At 68.1% G+C, this 18175-nt stretch carries 11 protein-coding genes and 1 pseudogene; 10 read left to right on the top strand and 2 right to left on the bottom strand.

Annotation, left to right across the window (positions count from 1 at the left end):
• Positions 1-3516 precede the first annotated feature (3516 nt).
• Positions 3517-3966, bottom strand: coding sequence for a type I-E CRISPR-associated protein Cas6/Cse3/CasE (locus tag IE272_RS36320; protein WP_308433894.1), 450 nt, complete (start codon positions 3964-3966; stop codon positions 3517-3519).
• Positions 3967-4637: 671 nt separating this feature from the next.
• On the opposite strand from IE272_RS36320, the gene IE272_RS36315 reads away from it, so the two are divergent.
• The 8 genes from IE272_RS36315 to IE272_RS36280 all read left to right on the top strand — a co-directional run bounded on the left by IE272_RS36315 (position 4638) and on the right by IE272_RS36280 (position 15940).
• On the top strand, positions 4638-7361 hold the full coding sequence (locus tag IE272_RS36315) for a CRISPR-associated endonuclease Cas3'' (RefSeq protein WP_190009964.1): 2724 nt from the start codon (positions 4638-4640) through the stop codon (positions 7359-7361).
• A gap of 68 nt (positions 7362-7429) precedes the next feature.
• Positions 7430-9040 carry a type I-E CRISPR-associated protein Cse1/CasA gene (gene casA, locus IE272_RS36310; protein ID WP_190009962.1) on the top strand — a complete coding sequence of 537 codons (1611 nt, stop codon included), beginning with the start codon at positions 7430-7432 and terminating at the stop codon, positions 9038-9040.
• Positions 9041-9068: 28 nt separating this feature from the next.
• Complete coding sequence (gene casB / locus IE272_RS36305; protein WP_190009960.1) at positions 9069-9734, top strand: type I-E CRISPR-associated protein Cse2/CasB; 666 nt, start codon at positions 9069-9071, stop codon at positions 9732-9734.
• A gap of 25 nt (positions 9735-9759) precedes the next feature.
• Entirely contained in the window at positions 9760-10935 is a 1176-nt protein-coding gene (cas7e, locus tag IE272_RS36300; RefSeq protein WP_190009958.1) for a type I-E CRISPR-associated protein Cas7/Cse4/CasC, read from the top strand.
• The gene (gene cas5e, locus IE272_RS36295) at positions 10932-11756 is read left to right on the top strand and encodes a type I-E CRISPR-associated protein Cas5/CasD (protein WP_073804016.1); all 825 of its coding nucleotides are present in this window, start codon (positions 10932-10934) and stop codon (positions 11754-11756) included. Before cas7e ends, cas5e begins: the two co-directional genes overlap by 4 nt.
• Complete coding sequence (cas6e, locus tag IE272_RS36290; RefSeq protein ID WP_190009956.1) at positions 11753-12418, top strand: type I-E CRISPR-associated protein Cas6/Cse3/CasE; 666 nt, start codon at positions 11753-11755, stop codon at positions 12416-12418. The genes cas5e and cas6e overlap by 4 nt, the downstream gene beginning before the upstream one ends.
• Positions 12419-14547: 2129 nt before the next feature.
• Entirely contained in the window at positions 14548-14841 is a 294-nt protein-coding gene (locus IE272_RS36285; RefSeq protein ID WP_007458579.1) for a DUF6221 family protein, read from the top strand.
• Positions 14842-15727: 886 nt separating this feature from the next.
• Positions 15728-15940 (top strand): hypothetical protein, encoded by a 213-nt coding sequence (locus IE272_RS36280; RefSeq protein ID WP_050362192.1) that lies wholly within the window; start codon positions 15728-15730, stop codon positions 15938-15940.
• 149 nt (positions 15941-16089) lie between these two features.
• Here IE272_RS36280 and IE272_RS36270 read toward each other — a convergent pair.
• Positions 16090-16660, bottom strand: a pseudogene (locus tag IE272_RS36270) (IS5 family transposase); the annotation flags it as partial.
• 442 nt (positions 16661-17102) lie between these two features.
• On the opposite strand from IE272_RS36270, the gene IE272_RS36265 reads away from it, so the two are divergent.
• Positions 17103-17246, top strand: coding sequence for a hypothetical protein (locus IE272_RS36265; RefSeq protein ID WP_157875712.1), 144 nt, complete (start codon positions 17103-17105; stop codon positions 17244-17246).
• A gap of 386 nt (positions 17247-17632) precedes the next feature.
• Positions 17633-18160, top strand: a complete 528-nt coding sequence (locus IE272_RS36255) for a DinB family protein (RefSeq protein ID WP_190009950.1) — start codon at positions 17633-17635, stop codon at positions 18158-18160.
• The last annotated feature ends 15 nt before the right edge of the window (positions 18161-18175 follow it).

Genomic DNA, 18175 nt, shown 5'->3' with positions numbered 1-18175 from the left:
CGGCTGGACTGTGCCCGGGAGTGCGCCGGAGTGCGCTTTCACCACAACGACGACCCAAGACGCGCTGGTGTGCAGTGGCAACCCACAAAATGTCACCCAGAGCGAATCTCTAGTGACGTACGGGTGTTCCCAACTGCTTATCCAGCAACAACAGCCACCCCACGCCACCAGATCGCCAACCCTGCCACCGGCAAACCTTCCCCTCCGCCCCACACATCCATGAATTTGCGCAAACAGAGCAAAGATTCAGGGTGACCTACCTCACGGAACACAGAACGCCTGAGAAAGCCCTCCCGAACGAGTGACACACCCTCACCAACATTGCCCAACTGAAATCATGAGCCGGCATCAGCCCCAACCCGCTGGAGTCCCCCGTGACGCGCCGCCTCGGCTTCCTGCCCGCCACCCTGCTCACCACCATCACCCTGACCGCCTGCTCCGCCGAGACACTCGAGGCAGACAACCCCAAGCCCCCCGCCACCGCCAACCCGTCCGGTGCGCCCGGCGGCGCCCAGGACGGATCCGGCCTCCCCCTGGCCGAAGCCATCGGGAAGATCCCGGTCGCCGAGGAGAAGCGGACCGGGTACGAGCGCGACAGCTTCAAGCACTGGGTCGACGAGGACGACGACTCCTGCACCACCCGGGCAGAAGTCCTGCTCACCGAAGCCGTCACCGCACCGGAACAGGACGCTCGCGCGGAGAGCACCTCTGCCAAATCGGCCACCACAACCCCCGGGCCGGCTCACCTCCGCTCGCGCGGAGAGCACCACAGGATGCGGCCCTCGCCGTTGTGGGCGTGCGGCTCACCTCCGCTCGCGCGGAGAGCACGTGACCGCCGACGTGGTGGCCAACCTCGCGGACGGCTCACCTCCGCTCGCGCGGAGAGCACAACCGGCGGGTCGCGGTCAGCTTGTCGGTGTCCGGCTCACCTCCGCTCGCGCGGAGAGCACTCCGTCGAACACCTGGCTGACCGAATGGTGACGGTTCACCTCCGCTCACGCGGAGAGCACGCGTCCGGCTCGTGGTCGTCGCCGATGTAGGGCGGTTCACCTCCGCTCGCGCGGAGAGCACGTCACCCGCGCCTGGACCCTGGTGCAGATCGGCGGCTCACCTCCGCTCGCGCGGAGAGCACGTTCCTTCGACCTTCCGCCCGGCGCCCGACGGCGGCTCACCTCGGCTCGCGCGGAGAGCACCGCGGCAAGCCGCTCCGCAAGCTCGATCTCCGGGGCTCACCTCCGCTCGCGCGGAAAGGCACGTGCGGCGCAGGTCCCGGTTGACGAGGGTGTACTTCTCACCTCCGCTCGTGCGGAGAGCACGTTCTGGACGACAGCCGGTCTCCCCGGCGGATCGGCTCACCTCCGCTCGCGCGGAGAGTACATGGCGGCCGTGAAGGACCCGCAGGTCTGGTATGGCTCACCTCCGCTCGCGCGGAGAGCACCGCGAGGTGACGCGACCCGTCGTTTCCTTGACGGGCTCACCTCCGCTCGCGCGACGAGCACCGTTCTTCTTCGGCCTCCCCTTAACCTTCCCCGGCTCACCTGCGCTCGCGCGGAGAGCACGAGGAGCGGGCTCGTACGGCCGGCCTCGACGTCGGCCCACCTCCGCTCGCGCGGAGAGCACGCGTGTCGGCGCAGTACCGCCCGGCGGCCCCCGGGCCCACCCCCGCTCGCGCGGAGAGCACCCGGGGTACACCCCTGGCCGCGACGTCCATGTCGGCTCACCTCCGCTCGCGCGGAAAGCACCGGGGCGAGTTCCCGGATCGCGGGGACCGGGGCGGCTCACCTCCGCTCGCGCAGAGAGCACGCTGGCCGTTCTCTGGCTGGCAGTCGAGCTGCGGCTCATCTCCGCTCGCGCGGAGAGGACGTCGCGACGCCGGGCAACGTTGCGGACTACGACGGCTCACCTCCGCTCGCGCGGAGAGCACGGCGGGCGGCCGTTCGTGGCGATGTACGCCTTCGGCCCACCTCCGCTCGCGCGGAGAGCACAAGAGGACGCCGGTCATCTTGAGCCCGTGGTGCGGCCCACCTCCGCTCGCGCGGAGAGCACTCCCGTCGGATGATGACGGCCTGTTCCGTCAGCGGCTCTCCTCCGCTCGCGAGGAGAGCACGTTTTGAGGGACGAGTCTCCCCCCGCTGCCGGCTCACCTCCGCTCTCGCGGAGAGCACCGCGTCCGTCCTCCCGCGTCTGCCGCTCAATCTCGGCTCACCTCCGCTTGCGCGGAGAGCACGCGTGGGCGTCCAGGAGGTCCGAGACGAGGATCGGCTCACCTCCGCTCGCGCGGAGAGCACGTCTCGGCTGGGATCGACGCCGTGGTGGAGTTCGGCTCACCTCCGCTCGCGCGGAGAGCACACCACGCCGTGGCCGATGCCGTTCTGGTCGACCGGCTCACCTCCGCTCGCGCGGAGAGCACTGCCCTTCCAGCTCAGCCTTCTCCGCCTCGAACGGCTCACCTCCGCTCGCGCGGAGAGCGCAACGCCCTGTTCACGGACGAGGGCCTGCGGGCTGGCTGCCCTCCGCTCACACGGAGAGCACAAGGGCCGGGCGGCGCTCAGATCCTCCAGCGTCGGCTCACTTCCGCTCGCGCGGAGAGCACGCGCCGCCCTCGATCATGTAGTCCTCAAGCTCCAGCTCACCTCCGCTCGCGCGGAGAGCACCTGTTGACCGCGGTGCGCAGAGTTCCGAACTCCGGCTCACCTCCGCTCGCGCGGAGAGCACGGCGGTGTACCGAAGGCCGGCGGAGATCACGACGGCTCACCTCCGCTCGCGCGGGGAGCACGGTCAGGAGGAGGTCCCCGCCCCAGAGGGCGGCGGCTCACCTCCGCTCGCGCGGAGAGCACAGGGAGTCGATGCCGATCACGTTGCGCTCGACCGGCTCACCTCCGCTCGCGTGGAGAGTACATGGCGGCCGTGAAGGACCCGCAGGTCTGGTACGGCTCACCTCCGCTCGGGCGGAGAGCACGGTAGTCACCCTCCCGCGGGCGGTGCGGTCGCCGGCTCACCTCCGCTCGCGCGGAGAGGACTCCTTGTCCTCGACCTCCACCGTCACCTCGGCCGGCTCACCTCCGCTCGCGCGGAGAGGACCTAAATATGAGCCCAGTGAAGAACCGGGAAGACGGCTCACCTCCGCTCGCGCGGAGAGCACAGGCCGACCTCGGCGGTCCCCTTGCTTTCCATCGGCTCACCTCCGCTCGCGCGGAGAGCACGTGATCGCCTCCGGCGGGAGGGAGCGGCACCACGGATCACCTCCGATCGCGCGGAGAGCACAAGCGCTGCTGACTCCCTACGAGCTGTGCAACCGGCTCACCTCCGCCCGCGCGGAGAGGACGAGACCGGGATGACGGTCATCGGTCCGATGGGCGGCTCACCTCCGCTCGCGCGGAGAGGACCACGTGGGCCTTGCCGGTGTGGTGTGGGACCAGCGGCTCACCTCTGCTCGCGCGAAGAGCGCTTCTGCGCCTGGCCGAGCTGGTCTCTGCTCGCACGCGGAGCATGTACCTGCTTGCCGGGTGGTGGGTCTTATGAAGTCTGCCTTGCGGGGGCGATGCTGAGGAGGCCGCAGCCGTACGCCTTGCCTCGGCCGACGCCGTTCAGGACTGCTGTCCGCAGGAGGTCGGTGTCGATGATGGCCGCGGTTCCGTCGAACTGGGTACGGGAGTGGCGGATGCGCTGGGGCGGGGTGCCTGTGGGGCGGCGTTGCCCGCGGAAGGTGTCCAGGGGGTGGGAGTGGTGGGTGAGGGGTTTGATGCCGCTGTTGTCGGCCTGCCGGAGCCACCATTCGTCGGCTGCGGTGCCGGTGAGGGCGACAACGGGCGGGAGGTTGTAGAGGGCGCGGGTGGTGGCACCGGGTTTGCGGACGGGGCTGGCGGCGCAGCGGTAGCGGATGGTGAGGCCGGGGCGGATGGCCTCGAGGAGTGCGTCGAGGGGGCGGGTGAGGGTGGTGCCGTAGCCGTCGGGGACAACAATCACGCTCTTCACGTTTCAAGGAACGGACGTCGAGGCAACGCGCCGCGCAGTGTGTCGCGCAACACCGGCTGGCCCCCGCTCACGCGGAGCCGACTCCACGACGGAGAAGGGTAGGGACCCATACCGCATGCGTTTGCGGCTACCTCGCTCGCGCGAAGAGCTTTGCTGGACGCGCGGGAAGACAGAGCCGTAATGGGGAAACATCGGAAGCCAGCGGGACATCCTCGCCATGTAGGAGGCGACGGACCTCTGGGATCCGTCGCCGTTGGCTCAGAAGAGCCAGCTGACGAGTTCGTTGATCAGGACACGGAGTACCGTGCTGACCACCACGCGCGATACCTCGAGGAGGACCTCGCGTCGCAGAACGAACTTCCGCAGGAACCGAGACACTGCTTCTCCAGAGCGCAGACACGGTCGAGGTTGCGCCACATCCCTCGAGAGGGTCGTGCGTTCATCTCGATGTGCTGTCGCCTGAAGAGCCAATGGGATTCCGCGCACCTCCCAGAGAGGCGTGCAGCAGTAAGTACTCTACGGGACCACGAACTTGGTATACCTGCGGTTGTCCGAACTCCCCCGCGCCGGTCTTCACAGGGATGCTGCAAGGCGACGAAGCATTGCGAGACAGCTTCTTCTGCTGCGTTCTTCGGAAGTCCGATCTCGTGACAAGGAGCACCGTGCCTCTGGAATCCCGCCTCTGGGGCAAGGCTGCCGGGCTGGGCGAGGACGCCCGCGGTGCAGACCATACGCATCCTCTGATCTGCCACCTGCTGGACACGGCCGCCGTCGCTGAGGTCGTCTGGGACGAGCTGCTGACCGTGCACCAGCGGAGCACGGTAGCGGAGGCGCTGCAGGTTTCGGATGAGCAGGCGCGGGCGCTTGCGGCATTCTGGGCGGGGTTGCATGACATCGGGAAGATCAGCGTGCCGTTTCAACTGCACCGGAATGGACCGAAGCACGGGGGGAAGCTGCTGACTCAGCAGCTGGGCGGTGAGCCGGGGTACACGTTCGGTGCCGGCGCCGTGCAGGACCGGCAGTCGCACGAAGCGGCGGCACACTGGTGGCTGGTGGGGATCTTCAAGGAGATCGGCTATCCGTCGTCGAAGCGGCGTCCGCAGTCCCAGCTCAGTCACGCGGTGGCGCAGCTGCTCGGCGGCCACGGTGGCCGCTTCCACCCGGTGGTCTACGACAAGGACTCGCGGTGCCCTGCAGCGCGTCACCCCGGTATGGCCGTGGGGAGTTGGGAGGAGCAGCGGCGGCTCCACTTCGACGAGGTGCGCAGAGTGGTCGGGGTGAGGTCGGTTCCGCAGGGTCGGATGACGCCAGGAGCGGCCGTCGTCCTGACGGGGTTGGTGACCTTGTCGGACTGGCTGGCCAGTATCGAGGAGGAGATTCGGACCCGGCTCAGGGACGAGGCATGGGCTGGAACTCCTGACGATCTGGACTCCTACTGGCAGCTTGCCCGCTCGGCCGCTCCCCGCCTGTTGCAGCGGATGGACCTGCTCGGGACCGGGTTCGCCCGGCCGCCGGAACCTCCTGAGTCTGCGGGGAAGCGTGGTCTTGTGGCGAGTATGGCTCGCCAGGTGCCCGATCTGGTGGCCGAGCACGGGCCGGGCATGGTGGTCGTGACGGCTCCGCCGTCGGAGGAGCGTACGGAAGCGGCCCTTCGCGCAGCGGCCGTCCTCGGGCATGCAGCGGGCGCGCGGGGCCTCTTCTACGCACTGCCGACCGGTTCAGCGGCTGACAGCCACATGGCGCAGGTGCATGCGTTCGCCGAGCAGGCACTGACCGGCCCCTGGCGATCGCTGCTGCTCCACAGCTCTTCCCGGTTGAAGCCGGCGGAAGCCGCGGAGCAGTGGGCGCACGCCAATGCGGCTGGCGGAGTCAGTCCGGAACCTGGCGAGGAGTGGGCCCCAACGGCGAACAGCTGGCTCAACTCCCATCACCGCGCGCTATTGGCTGCGCTCGGCACGGGGACGGTGGACGAACTTCTGCAGGCCTTCATGCCGGTGAAGTTCAACGTCATGAGGCTCTTTGCTCTTTCCGGCAAGGTCGTCGTGGTGGATGAAGCCCACGCCCGCGGCGCCTGGGGGCAGAAGCTGATGCTGCGGTTCCTGGAGTGGGCTGCCGCGTTGCGGATCCCGGTTGTCCTGGCAGCCACGGCTGCGGACAAGTCGGTGGACGCGATGCTGGCGGCCTACCGCCATCGCGCAGGAGGGGGCAGGAAGCCAGTGACGCAGCCCCGCCGGTCGCCGGGGTGGTCGTTCGTGGATGCTCAGTCCGGAGGCGGTCACCAGCCCCAGCAGCCTGCCGATGCCGCTCGCGCCAGCACGCTCAGCATCGAAGTCGTTGACGGTACGCCGTACGGCGCGATCCAGGCGGCTCTTGCACCGATCGTCGCAGCCGGAAACGGAAGAGCCGCCGTCTACCGGGCGACGCCTGCGGAAGCCATCCGCACGTTCCGTCAGCTCACGAAGGACTTCCCCGGTCTGAACGTGACCCTGATCCATGAACAGATGCGGAACAAGGACCGGTGGCAGCGTCTCGCAGCCTGCCGGGGTGCCTTCGCCCCACATGGTGGGGGCTCTGGCCCCTCGGTGCTGGTGACGACGTCGATGCTGGAGCATGTCCGGGGCCTGCATTTCGACCTCGTCCTATCCGGACCGGCGCCGCTCGCGGCCTTGCTGGCCCGTGCGGTGCAGAGCGTGAGTGACCGGTCGAGGCTGGTGGTGCTCCGAGCGGACAACGCGTCGGAACTGGACGACGCCGCGCTGGTACGGCGCACTGACCTGCTCCTGGGGACCGGCAGGACGGTTGCCTTGCCCGAAGAGCTGCCCCTCGTGCTGGATGACGTGTATGCCGACGAATTCGCCGACAGGCTGGAGGGGCCGGAGGCGCGTGAGCTCCAGCAGCTCGACAACCAGCGCACGGTCCGTGAACACAAGGCCAGCGGTACTGCGCGGTGGCTGGCGGTGCCTGGACCGGGGGAGCTCGATGGCGACCTCGGACTGCTGAGCCGCGACCCCACCGGTATGGAGCCCGAGCTCCTCTCCTCCGTGCTCGGGGAGGACGTGGTGCAGGTGGTCTGTCTGTACGAGCACGGCCGGCCGGGGAACCGGGTGTATCTCCTGGAGGACGGCGTTCCGGAGCGGAGACTTGAGCGAGGCCACAAGGGGAGACCGGTGCCGGGCCAGCTGGTCCCGTATCTGATTCCGGTACCGAAGCGACTCGTCGAGGGCGTGGAGGGTGATGCCAACAATGCCTGGCGCGGCATGGCCGCCCTCAAGAATGTTCTCCGGCTGAATCTGAAAAAGTCGGAAGACGGTGGGTGGGTGTACACCGGCCCGAAGCATCGATTCTGCATGAGTGAACACGGCCTGATGATCGACGAGTTGCCGTAAACGGGTACTCCGTCCCGTACGTCCGTCTAGCATCTAGGGGATGTCCGACCACGGGGGGGGGGAGGGGCGTGGCTACGCCTGCGTCCAATCTGATCGAACAGCCATGGATTCCTGTCGCATGGCTGGAGGGGAAGTCGGGTCCGCCGTATGTGGGTCTGAGGAGTCTGTTCCTGCGTGCCGGAGAGATTCGCACGCTGCTTATTCCGGAAGCTCCGGCTCACTCGGCTCTGCTGCGCTTGCTGTACGCGCTGACCGCCCGGATCACCGCTCTGGACGAGGCCGGTCCCGCAAGCTGGGGCGATCGGCGGGAGGAGATCCTTGAGCAGGGCTTTCCTGAGCAGAGCATCGAACTCCCCGGCGGCCGCAAGGCGGGCATCGCGGGCTACTTCGACCAGTGGGCCCATCGCTTCGACCTGTTCGACCGTGATCGTCCCTGGCTCCAGGACCCTCGTCTCCCCGACCAGTGCGACAGGAACCAGACTGCCGGGATCCACAAGCTGGTCATGAGCCGGTCAGCGGGCAACAACCACTCCTGGTTCGGGCACTGGAGCCATGCCGAGCTCGTTCTTCCCCACCTTTCGCAGGCGACGCTGTCGCTGCTGACCTGGCACTACTGGGGAGCCCCCGGGGCCCTCTCAAGACGTGCAGTCGACCATGTGAGCCACCATTACGCGAAGGCGTCACCCCTGCGGGCCGCGCTGTCGTATCACCCGGAGTGCGACAATCTGCTCCTGACACTGCTGGCGGGTCTGACCCCGCCGGACGGCGACGTCAGCCGGCAGATGGACCTGTGCCCGTGGGAGCGAGAGGATCTTCCGGACCCGCTCAAGCCGATGCCCGAACCGCAGGGCCCCTGCTCGCGGCTCACCGCCTGTTCGCAGCACGCCCTGTACTTGGTCGCCGCCGAGGACAGCGAGCACACCACCGACGCGTACATCACCTGGGCCTACGATGCCGGGCGGATCCGCCCGGAGGACGACTACCTGATCTGGGACATCGGCAAGGACGGAGAGACGTTCCCCCGGCTCGCACGCTCCTCCCGTTCCCTCTGGCGGGACATCGACGCCCTTCTGCTGAAGCAGCTGGATGACGCCAGCCCCATCCAGCCAAAGGTGATGGACCACGCCTTCGACGTCAGCGAGTACTTGCGAGTACGTGCGCTCGGCTTCGAACAGGACGCCAGCCAGGCGGCCAACCATCAGTACGTCGACTCCGCCACCCCGGTACTTCTCTCCCGCGTAGAGGAAGACGTGGTGAGCAGCGACCTGCCCGTACGCCAGCTCCGCGAACTCGGCGAGCTCTTCGGGCACCGGCTGGAGCAGGCCACAAAGGAAGCGTGGCTGAAGTACACGGATGACAAGAAGAACGACCCTGGGGCCTGGCTGGACGCGGTCGCGGCACGGTACTGGCCGTCGGCGGAGGACGAGTTCTGGTCGAGGTTCCGGCAGTTGACCCGAGCTGACGGCGCCGTGGACTCCGGATTCGATTTCGAGGCCGCATGCCGGGCCTTCGGGCTCCACGCACTTGACGCGTACGAGGCGGTGACCGATTCCGTGACACGCACCCCACGGGGCGCGAAGGCCGTCACCAGCGCGAAGGCGATCATCCTCGCCGCACTGAAAGACCCGCTCAATGCGATGGAGCAACCGAAGACGACCAGGGCGGCCAAGAAGTCGTGAGCGTCGCCCACCGACCCGAGGACAGGCCGTGAACCCCGAAGCCCCTGAAGCAGGCAAGCGCCAGAGGACTCGCGCCTCGTATGCCGCTTTCGCCCTGAGTATCGAACGCCTGTGCCGCGCGGACCCCGGAGCCCGTGCCGCACTGCGCGCGGGGCTGCGCCGCGATCTGGACCACCCGCGCGCCCGCCCCATGCACCGGCTGCTGACGACGCGCCTGCCGGAAGAGTGTGATGACCGAACAGCCCAGGCCCATTACACGGTGGCTTCACTGATCGCAGCCCAGCCACGACACGCTTTCACACCCGGCCAGGACGACGACGAAGACACCGCCGCCGAGCAAGGCGAGCAGGCTCTTCCAGAGAACGGCGAACCGGACGAGGGAACCGCCCCGTCAGAAGCCACCCCGTACGGGTCCTCGTTCGGTGCGACTCTGGGACAAGCCGTCATGGCGAAGGGTGCCTCCATGCGGATGAGCGCCGCAGAGAACCGCATCAACCTCCTGACGCGCCAGAGTCTCCGCGGTATCCACCTGCACCTCCCCGCTGCGGTGAATCAGGTGCGCTCCGCCGGTGCCCCGATCGACTGGGGACAGTTGCTGGCAGACCTCGTCAACTGGCCCTACCAGTCAGGGCGTATCAGTCGCCGCTGGCTGCAGGACTTCTACCGGATCACGGCCCGTGCCGACCGGGACTGACCCTCTCACCCACAGGAGCTCCCTGATGGCCCTCAAGCCGCGCTTCGTCGATATCCACGTTGTTCAGCCCGTTCCGTACGCGAACCTGAATCGGGACGACACCAACTCGGTCAAGACCATGCTCTACGGCGACGCCCTGCGGACCCGCATCTCCAGCCAGTCCTGGAAGCGGGCCATCCGCGAGCACTTCCAGGAAGCGCTCGGGGACAGCGCGCTGCGCACGCGCCGCATCGGTGAGCGGGTCGCCGAAGTACTACGCGACCGCGGGTGGGATGAGGCGCTTGCCGGACGTGCCGGTGCCCATGTCGCGGCGGGGAGCAGCATCAAGTGGGAGGTGGCCAAGGGGAAGGACAAGCAGCCCATCGCGAACAAGGTTCTGACCAACGCGCTCATCTACCTCCCCGAAGACGCTGTCGAGGAACTGGCGGACATCGCCGAAGCCCACAAGGACGCGCTCACGACCGACTTCACCGGCAAGGGAAAGACGAAGCCCGAGAGCGCCCTGAAGGGGAAGATCGACAAGATCCTCCTCAAGAGGAACGGCGTCATCAACCTCTTCGGCCGCATGCTCGCCGAGGTCGACCGGGCCGGTGTCGACGGCGCCGTCCAGGTCGCGCACGCCTTCACCACCCACACCACCGAGGTCGAACTCGACTACTTCGCAGCCGTCGACGATGTCACCGCGACAAAGGGCGATGAAACAGGCAGCGGCCACATGGGCACGGCCGAGTTCAGCACCGGCACCCTGTACCGGTTCGCCACAGTCGACCTACAGGAACTCACCAAAAACCTGAGCGACGACAACGACATCGCCGTCAACGCCGCCCGCGAACTCGCCGCCCAGTTCCTGCTCTCCTTCATCGAGTCACTGCCGCAGGCCAAGAAGAACTCCACCGCCCCGCACTCGCTCCCGCACCTGGTCCACGTGGCGGTCCGCTCCGACCGGCCCCTGTCCTTCGCCGCAGCCTTCGAGGAGCCCGTACGGTCCGCCCAGCACGGCGGCTACGTTGCACGCTCCGTGGAAGGCATCGACGCCTACGCCAAGGCCGCGAACACCCTCCTCGGCCCCAGCCGCGTTCTCCACGCGGCGCACGCCTCCCTCCAGTTCGACAAGCTGGAGCACCTCGGAGAGCGTCACGCGTCCTTCGAAGCCCTCGTCACCGCCGCCGTCGACGTGGCACTCGCCGAGGCCCCGCAGTGACCGAGCAACCCGCCCGTGGGCTGTTGCTGCGCCTGGCCGGCCCACTGCAGTCCTGGGGCACCCACAGCAAGTACCTCCTGCGTGACACCGCCAGATTCCCCACACGGTCCGGCGTCGTGGGCATGCTGGCCGCAGGTCTCGGCCGGGAGCGCGGAGCACCCCTGGACGACCTCACGGCACTGTCGATGACGGTACGGGTCGACCGCCCCGGCGTAGTTCTGTCCGACTTCCACACCGTAGGCGGTGGGCTACCCGCCGACGAAAAAGTGATCACCGTTGACGGAAAACGCAGGGCCGAGGACAAGGGCACTCTGGTCTCCAAGCGTCAGTACCTGGCCGACGCGGCTTTCACCCTCGCGCTCACCTCCGACGACGCAGAGCTGCTCCACGTGTGCGCCGATGCCCTCCGTGACCCGCGCTGGCCCCTGTTCCTCGGCCGCCGGTCCTGCCCGCCGGAGGGACCGATCCTGCTGGGAACCGTAGAGGATCCACTGCACCACCTCGTACGGCTGCCCCTGGCAACCAAGAGGCCGCGGCGCGGCCCACAGGCAACCGACTTCTACAGCGACAGACCGCTCGGGGTGCTCCCCGTGGACACCGGCGCCCCGGACAGGGGCGACGGCGATCACCACAGCGGCGAAGTCACCGACGAGCCGCTGTCGTTCGCACCGCTGGAGCGCCAGTACCGGCCCCGGCCGCTGTACCGGCGAGCCGTACACCTGCCGGAGGCCGCGTACGAAGGCTTCGGCACCGGCTACCTGGAAAAGCTCCAAACCTATATCGACACCCATTTCGTTAAACCGGAGAGGAGCGCCCGGTGACTTTGTGGCTGACCCGCATCGTGCCTTCGCTCAGTTCTCGCGAAGCCCGAAGGGACCTCGCCGGCAGCGACCAAGGCATCCGGCTGCACCAACGCATGCTGCAAATGTTTCCCGACGGAGTAGAAGGACCCGCCCGGGCCGCATTCGGTGTTTTGTTCCGCGCAGAGGAAAGCCCGCGTGGACCGCAAATCCTACTACAGAGCCACATGGAACCTGACACCGCACGCTTGCCAGACGCTTACGGCAACGTCGAAACGCGATCACTCGACGCATTGTTGTCGAACCTGCACAAGGGGATGGTCGTCAACTACCGATGTGTAGCCAGCCCCGTGCGGAAGCCAGGTGCCACCTCTCGGGAAGCCTATAAGCTCCCACCGGTTATGGCCTTGAGCGGCAATGCCGCTGTTGAATGGTGGGAACGCCAGTCCAACGCAAGCGGGCTGGAGCCGTTGCACATCACCGCCCACCCGCTCGCCACTGTACGAGGCCAGCACGGTTCCAAGGGCCCTGTTGCAAAACAGAGAATTCAGCATGCCCGCACGCAATTCGATGGGACGGCCCGAGTCCTCGACGCCGAACTGCTTCGCGAAAAGATCGCTACAGGCATCGGGCGCGGAAAAGCATATGGATGCGGACTTCTCAGCATTGCTCCCGCTCGATAAATTCAACCAGGTGCCGACCGAATCCGTGCCGGGCTCCTGGTCGCAGTGCTCCTACACGGCAGCGACCTCCACATTTCCTCCATGGCCACCCTTGCGTGGGAATGGGAATAAGCCACCCACCAGAGTAAGTGTTTATACGGAAGGTGGCGTTGTCGTCCGCGTGGGAAAGTTAAGTGACCCGCTTGGTGTGAGTTATCTGCGCGACTACCTCCGGTCAAATTCCGCTACGCGCGGAAAGCGGCGGAATGACGCCGAGCTTTGTAAGGCGAGGTAGCGAAGAGAGAGCTCCCTGCACGAACGGGCGTGAGCCCGTCGTCGGCACGGTCAGCAAAGAATTCCACGGGACGCTATCCGCAGGAGCGGAGGTGAGCCGCCGAGGAGCGCGGCTCCGACGCCGTCGCTGGCGTGCTCTCCGTGCGAGCGGAGGTGAGCCGCAGCTGGCCGCCGCCGCGCGGGTGTCTGATCCGTGCCCTCTGCGGGCGCGGGGGTGAGCCGCAGGCCGGTTGGCCGGAGTACATGTCGGCCGTGTGCTCTCCGCGCAAGCGGAGGTGGCCCGGGCACTCCCTACGCGATCGTCCCGACGACGCTGGGCTCTCTGGGCCATCGGAGGTGAGCCGCCCGCCGTGGCTCTACACGGTAATCCCGTACTCTCCGCGCGAGCGGAGGTGATCCGACCCGAGAGGTCGAGGCGGCGGCGGCCGCGGCGTGCTTTCCGCGCGAGCGGAGGTGAGCCGGTGATGGGCGGAGCGTTCCGCGTCGACCGCGTGTGCTCTCCGCGCGAGCGGAGGTGAGCCGCTCGGCTACCCCGACCTCGCGACGATCGCCCTGTGCTTTCCGCGCGAGGAGGTTAGCCGTTCATCGAGTTCACGAAGGAGGGCCTGGCCCTGCGCTCTCCATGCGCGCGGAGGTGAGTCGACCGGCGGCACCGGGCAGACCACCTCGGCACCCCGTGCTCTCCGCGCGAGCGGAGGCGAACCGGCGCAGGGCTGCCGTGCCCGCGGTCCTTGATGGTGCTTGTCGCGCGAGCGGAGGTGAGCCGGGGGCGGGCCCGGGTGGGCCGGTATGGGTGTCGTGCGCTCTCCGCAGAAGCGGAGGTAAGTCGCAGTACCAGAAGGGCCTGTGGTCCCATGAACTGTGCTCTCTGCGCAGGCGGAGGTGAGCCGGAGGCCGGGGCCAGCGAGCACACATCGGGCCGGCGCTCTCCGCGCGAGCGGAGGTGAGCCGAGGGCATCCGGCGGGCACTCGACTCCTAACCCGTGCTCTCCGCGCGAGCGGAGGTGAGCCGCGGGGACGGACCTGGGCGCCCAGGTAGTCCCAGTGCTCTCCGCGCGAGCGGAGGTGAGCCGTACCGGGAGGGCATCCTCGGCGGCATCCTCACGTGCTCTCCGCGCGAGCGGAGGTGAGCCGCAACGCGTGGCACCGGACGGCAACGTCACCGGGTGCTCTCCGCGCGAGCGGAGGTGAGCCGTCGAAGGTCAGCGCACACCGGCACTGGATGCTGTGCTCTCCGCGCGAGCGGAGGTGAGCCGTTGTACATGGTGGTGAGGACGTGAGTCCCGGAGTGCTCTCCGCGCGAGCGAAGGTGAACCGGCTCCGTAGGCGGGCCAGCCGAGCCGGGCGGCGTGCTTTTCGCGCGAGCGGAGGTGAACCGAACGGGACCGCGAAGTACAAGATCCCGGCGTTGCGCTCTCCGCGCGAGCGGAGGTGAACCGGTCCGCGACCTCAGCGACGGGGCTTCTGGGCGGTGGCGCCGACGGCTTCCTCGACCACCTCGGCGGCTTCGCGAAGGGTCGCAGCGTGGTCCACAAGTTCGGGGCGGGGCGGCGGCGAGGACGCGCAACTGGGCGGCAACTTCGTGGCCGAAGAACTGCCGCACGTACCTTCCCTCGAAGTACGCCATCACAGCATCCAGCGTGGTTCGGGCATCTTCAGTTCTCCTCGGGTTGCGGGCCGCCGTGCCGTACACAGCGGCCCAGGGGCGTTGGTTCGGCAGGTGGCACACGCCATCGATCTCGCGGGGCGTCACGGTCTGGGTGAACAGGGGGACGTGAACTTGAGACCATCATCCAGATCGTCAATCCGTCGCTGCTCGACGACCTCCGCGAGCAGCAGAACACCGGGAGCCCTTCATGACCGACGCCTTGGTGGCCTTCCTCCGGGCGCGGCTCGACGAGCAGCTGGAGAAGGCCCGCTTCGCAAGCAGCACGGTGGCTAAGGCCCCCGAGCGGTTCGGTGTAGATCCCGAGCAGGCCGCGGCGCATGCCCGGTTCTCCGTCGCCACCGCCGAGGTGCACCTCGCACTCCTGGAGGACACCGTCATCCCGCACCTGGGAGCAGGTGGGGCAGCCGACCGGACTGCTGAGTACCAGCTGCGGCTCCTCGCCGCCCCCTACGTCGAGCACAAGGACTACCCGCACGACTAGCGCTCGACCGCCAAGTCCCCTGCCAAGGTGGTGACCTCGGCTACAGGTCACCGACGAAGTCGCCCCCTCCGCCGCTCCCCCCACGAGTTCCCGTGCTCTCCGCGTGAGCGGAGGTGAGCCGGCCTGGAACCCGTACTCGGCGGCCAGGATGCCGTGCTCTCCGCGCGAGCGGAGGTGAGTCGGCGGTGATGGTGCCCGCGACGAACTCGGTGGCGAGCCCTCCGCGACGAGCGGAGGTGAGCCGTCGGAGACGCCGGAGGTGTCGTCCGGGTAGCGGTGCTCTCCGCGCGAGCGGAGGTGAGCCGAGGAAAGCCGAGTTACTCGGTGCGGCACTCATGTGCTCTCCGCGCGAGCGGAGGTGAGCCGGAGCACGACTGGCTACTCCGTCCGGAGCGCACGTGCTCTCCGCGCGAGCGGAGGTGAACCGGCCTTCACGCGGGCGCCGGTCCACCGGCCGCCGTGCTCTCCGCGCGAGCGGAGGTGACCGTCCACCGAGGGGTGATTTGGGTGCCCCGGCGGGTTGTCGACTGCATTGCGTTACCAGTGGTGCCACCCAGCCGATGCAGTTCTGACCTGGGGCGGTCACAGTCGCTTTACGATGGGTGTTCGCCGAAGCTGGGAGCCCATCGTGTCGGAACACACTCCGGACTACCCGCCGAAGACTCCACCCCCACCGAAGCGGCCGATTTCGCCGCCGCGCCCGGAAACGGGCCTCGAGGGGACGGGACGGGCGCGGATGCTGGTGCGGAACCGGCGTTCGGCGAACTGGTCGTTGGAGGCCGCCCCGTGGGCTGCGCGGAAGGCGTCAGGGTGCGTGTTGGGGCAGTTGCACGATTGGGGTTACCGAGAGGCTGATGAGGCCGCGGCTGGACTGACGGAGCTGCTGGTGCGTACTGCGGTCGCGGATGGCGGCCGGCGTGTGTCCGTGCACCTCGCGGACCAGGACCGGCAGGCGTTGATCGTTGCCCTGTCCCACCTGCCGGGCAACGCCGCCGCAGATACGGCGGTGCTGCCAGAGCTGACCGGGCTGGGTGCGGTGACGTGCGGGACGGACACGGCGGAGGACGGGCGCAGGGTGTGGGCGGTCCTCGACCTGTAGGTGGGGCAACTCCCACGGTGAAAGTTGGGGCATGTCCCGCGTGGTGCGGGATGAAGGTTTCGACGGTGCCATCGATTGGATCTTCTGCGCACCGGCGGGGTCATGCGCGTTCCGCATACTGCTCACCCGCCAGTGGGTCGCGACTTGCGCTTCGAGCTGTAGCCCTTGTCGCCCAGGACGTGATCGGGCCGGTTCCGGGGCGTCCCGGTCCGATCCGGGGCACCCGGATCGCTTCCATGACGGCGGTGAACCGGGTGCAGTCGTTGGTGTTGCCGCCCGTGACGACGAAGCCGAGCGGACGGCCCCGGTCGTCACAGGTGAGATGAATCTTGGTGGTCAGACCGCCTCTAGACCGGCCGAGGGCCGGGTCGCGGAGCCCCTTTTTCGGGCCCCGGCCGCGTGCTGGTGAGCACGGACGACGGTGGAGTCGACCGACACGAGCCACTCGATGTCACCGGCCGCGTCCGCTTTTGCCTGGGCGGCCCGCAGCATCCGGTCGAACGTACCGTCCGCCGCCCACCTGCGGAAACGCGTGTGCAGAGTGGCCCAAGGGCCGTATCGCTCGGGCACGTCCCGCCAGGCCGTCCCGGTGCGGAACTTCCACACGATCCCGTTCAGGACCCTGCGGTCGTCCAGCCGCTTCCGCCCCCGCAATGACTCGGGCAGCAGCGGCCGGACGAACTCCCACTCGGCATCGGACAGTTCATGGCGACGTATCACGCCACCATGATCCACCAGCGGTGATGATTTGAAGGCACCCCGGTGGCATCGGCTCGGGCCGCTGAGTCCGAGGAAGGAACAACGGTTCCGGTATCCCGGTCGTCTTTCGGTCCCGGGCCGCCAAGTGACCACTCAGATGAGGCTTCTCAGTGCTGGTAGCAAAGCCTGTCAGCCGCTCGCCACTTCGGTGCCCGGGTGGTAGAAAGGGCCGCGAGCTGAGCGCCACCCCGTACGCGAGGGCGTGGCTCCAGGCGAGCGATCCGGAGTGCTCGCACTCCCCGAGCAGGTCTACGGAGCGGGGGGGTACACCGTGAACGGAGCGTCCGAACGAACGCGCAGCTACCGGCTCCTGCAGGGCGAACGTCTCGCGCTCGAGATACGCGGTGAGCCAGGGGTCCTTGTGAGCACCTCAGCGCCGCCGCCCCTCCCGGGAACGCCGCCGGTGACCCATCCGTTCGCGACCGCCAACTTCCGCCTGGCTGAAGCCGAGGGAGAGCTCGGTGCTCTCCTGCGCGAGTCATCCGACACCGATGCATTTCTCGAGGCGGCCGACCGCGCAGGCTACCGGATCGAATCGATCAACTGAACGCGACGTACGCCTGCTGCTGTGCATCGTGAACCCGTCCTCGGTGGGCTGATCCGAGCCGCACATTCTGTATGGCGCCAGGGAGCTGATGGTGTCGATCTTCTTCCCGCCGAGGGTGACGGCGTTCATCGTCGAGGCATCGTGGCAGCCCGAAGACGCGCTTGACGAGGTCCGTCGGCCCTCGCTCCGGCGACGAATCGGGCAGCAACGACCGCACGAACTGCCACTCGGCATCTGACAGCTCATGACGACGTATCACCCGACGACGATGCACCACACAGGTCATTTGAAGACACCGCCTAGAGCCCGGACCACCGCCCGGCCGCAGGGCCCGGACCGTCGGAAAGCGCGTTGTCGGGGGCGCACGGGTGTGTCAGGGTCGCCCGGTGAACGCTTCGCGATGTGATCTTCTGCGCCGCCAGTTCGATCTGACCTGGTCGCTGTTCGAGTACCACCTGGAGCGGCTCGACACCGAGGACTTCCTCTGGCGGCCAACGCCGTTGTGCTGGACGGTGCGTCTGCGGGCCGACGGGCGGTGGATGCCGGACTGGGCGGAGACGGAGCCCGATCCCGTTCCGGTGCCGACGATCGGCTGGCTCGGCTGGCACATCGACTGGTGGTGGAGCACGACGGTAGAGCTCTGCCTGGGCCGGCGGCCGCGGGACCGGGAGGACATCGCGTGGCCGGGCAACGCCGAGGGAGCCATCGGCCGGCTGCGTGAGCTCCGGGAGGCGTGGCTGGGGGTGCTGGACGGCCTGGACGACGCGGCACTCGACGCCGCCTCCCCGTCTCCCTGGGGGCAGGGGCCGGACCACACCGTCGCCCACACCGCCGCGTGGGTCAACGCCGAGCTGATGAAGAACGTGGCGGAGATCGGGCAGCTCCGGATGTTGCGCGCGGCCTCCTCGGGCTGACCGGCAGCCTTCGAA

Origin of the sequence: Streptomyces anulatus (genome assembly GCF_014650675.1) — a bacterium.
In the GTDB taxonomy this organism is placed as follows: domain Bacteria; phylum Actinomycetota; class Actinomycetes; order Streptomycetales; family Streptomycetaceae; genus Streptomyces; species Streptomyces anulatus.
This window is presented reverse-complemented; position numbering and strand designations above follow the sequence as displayed.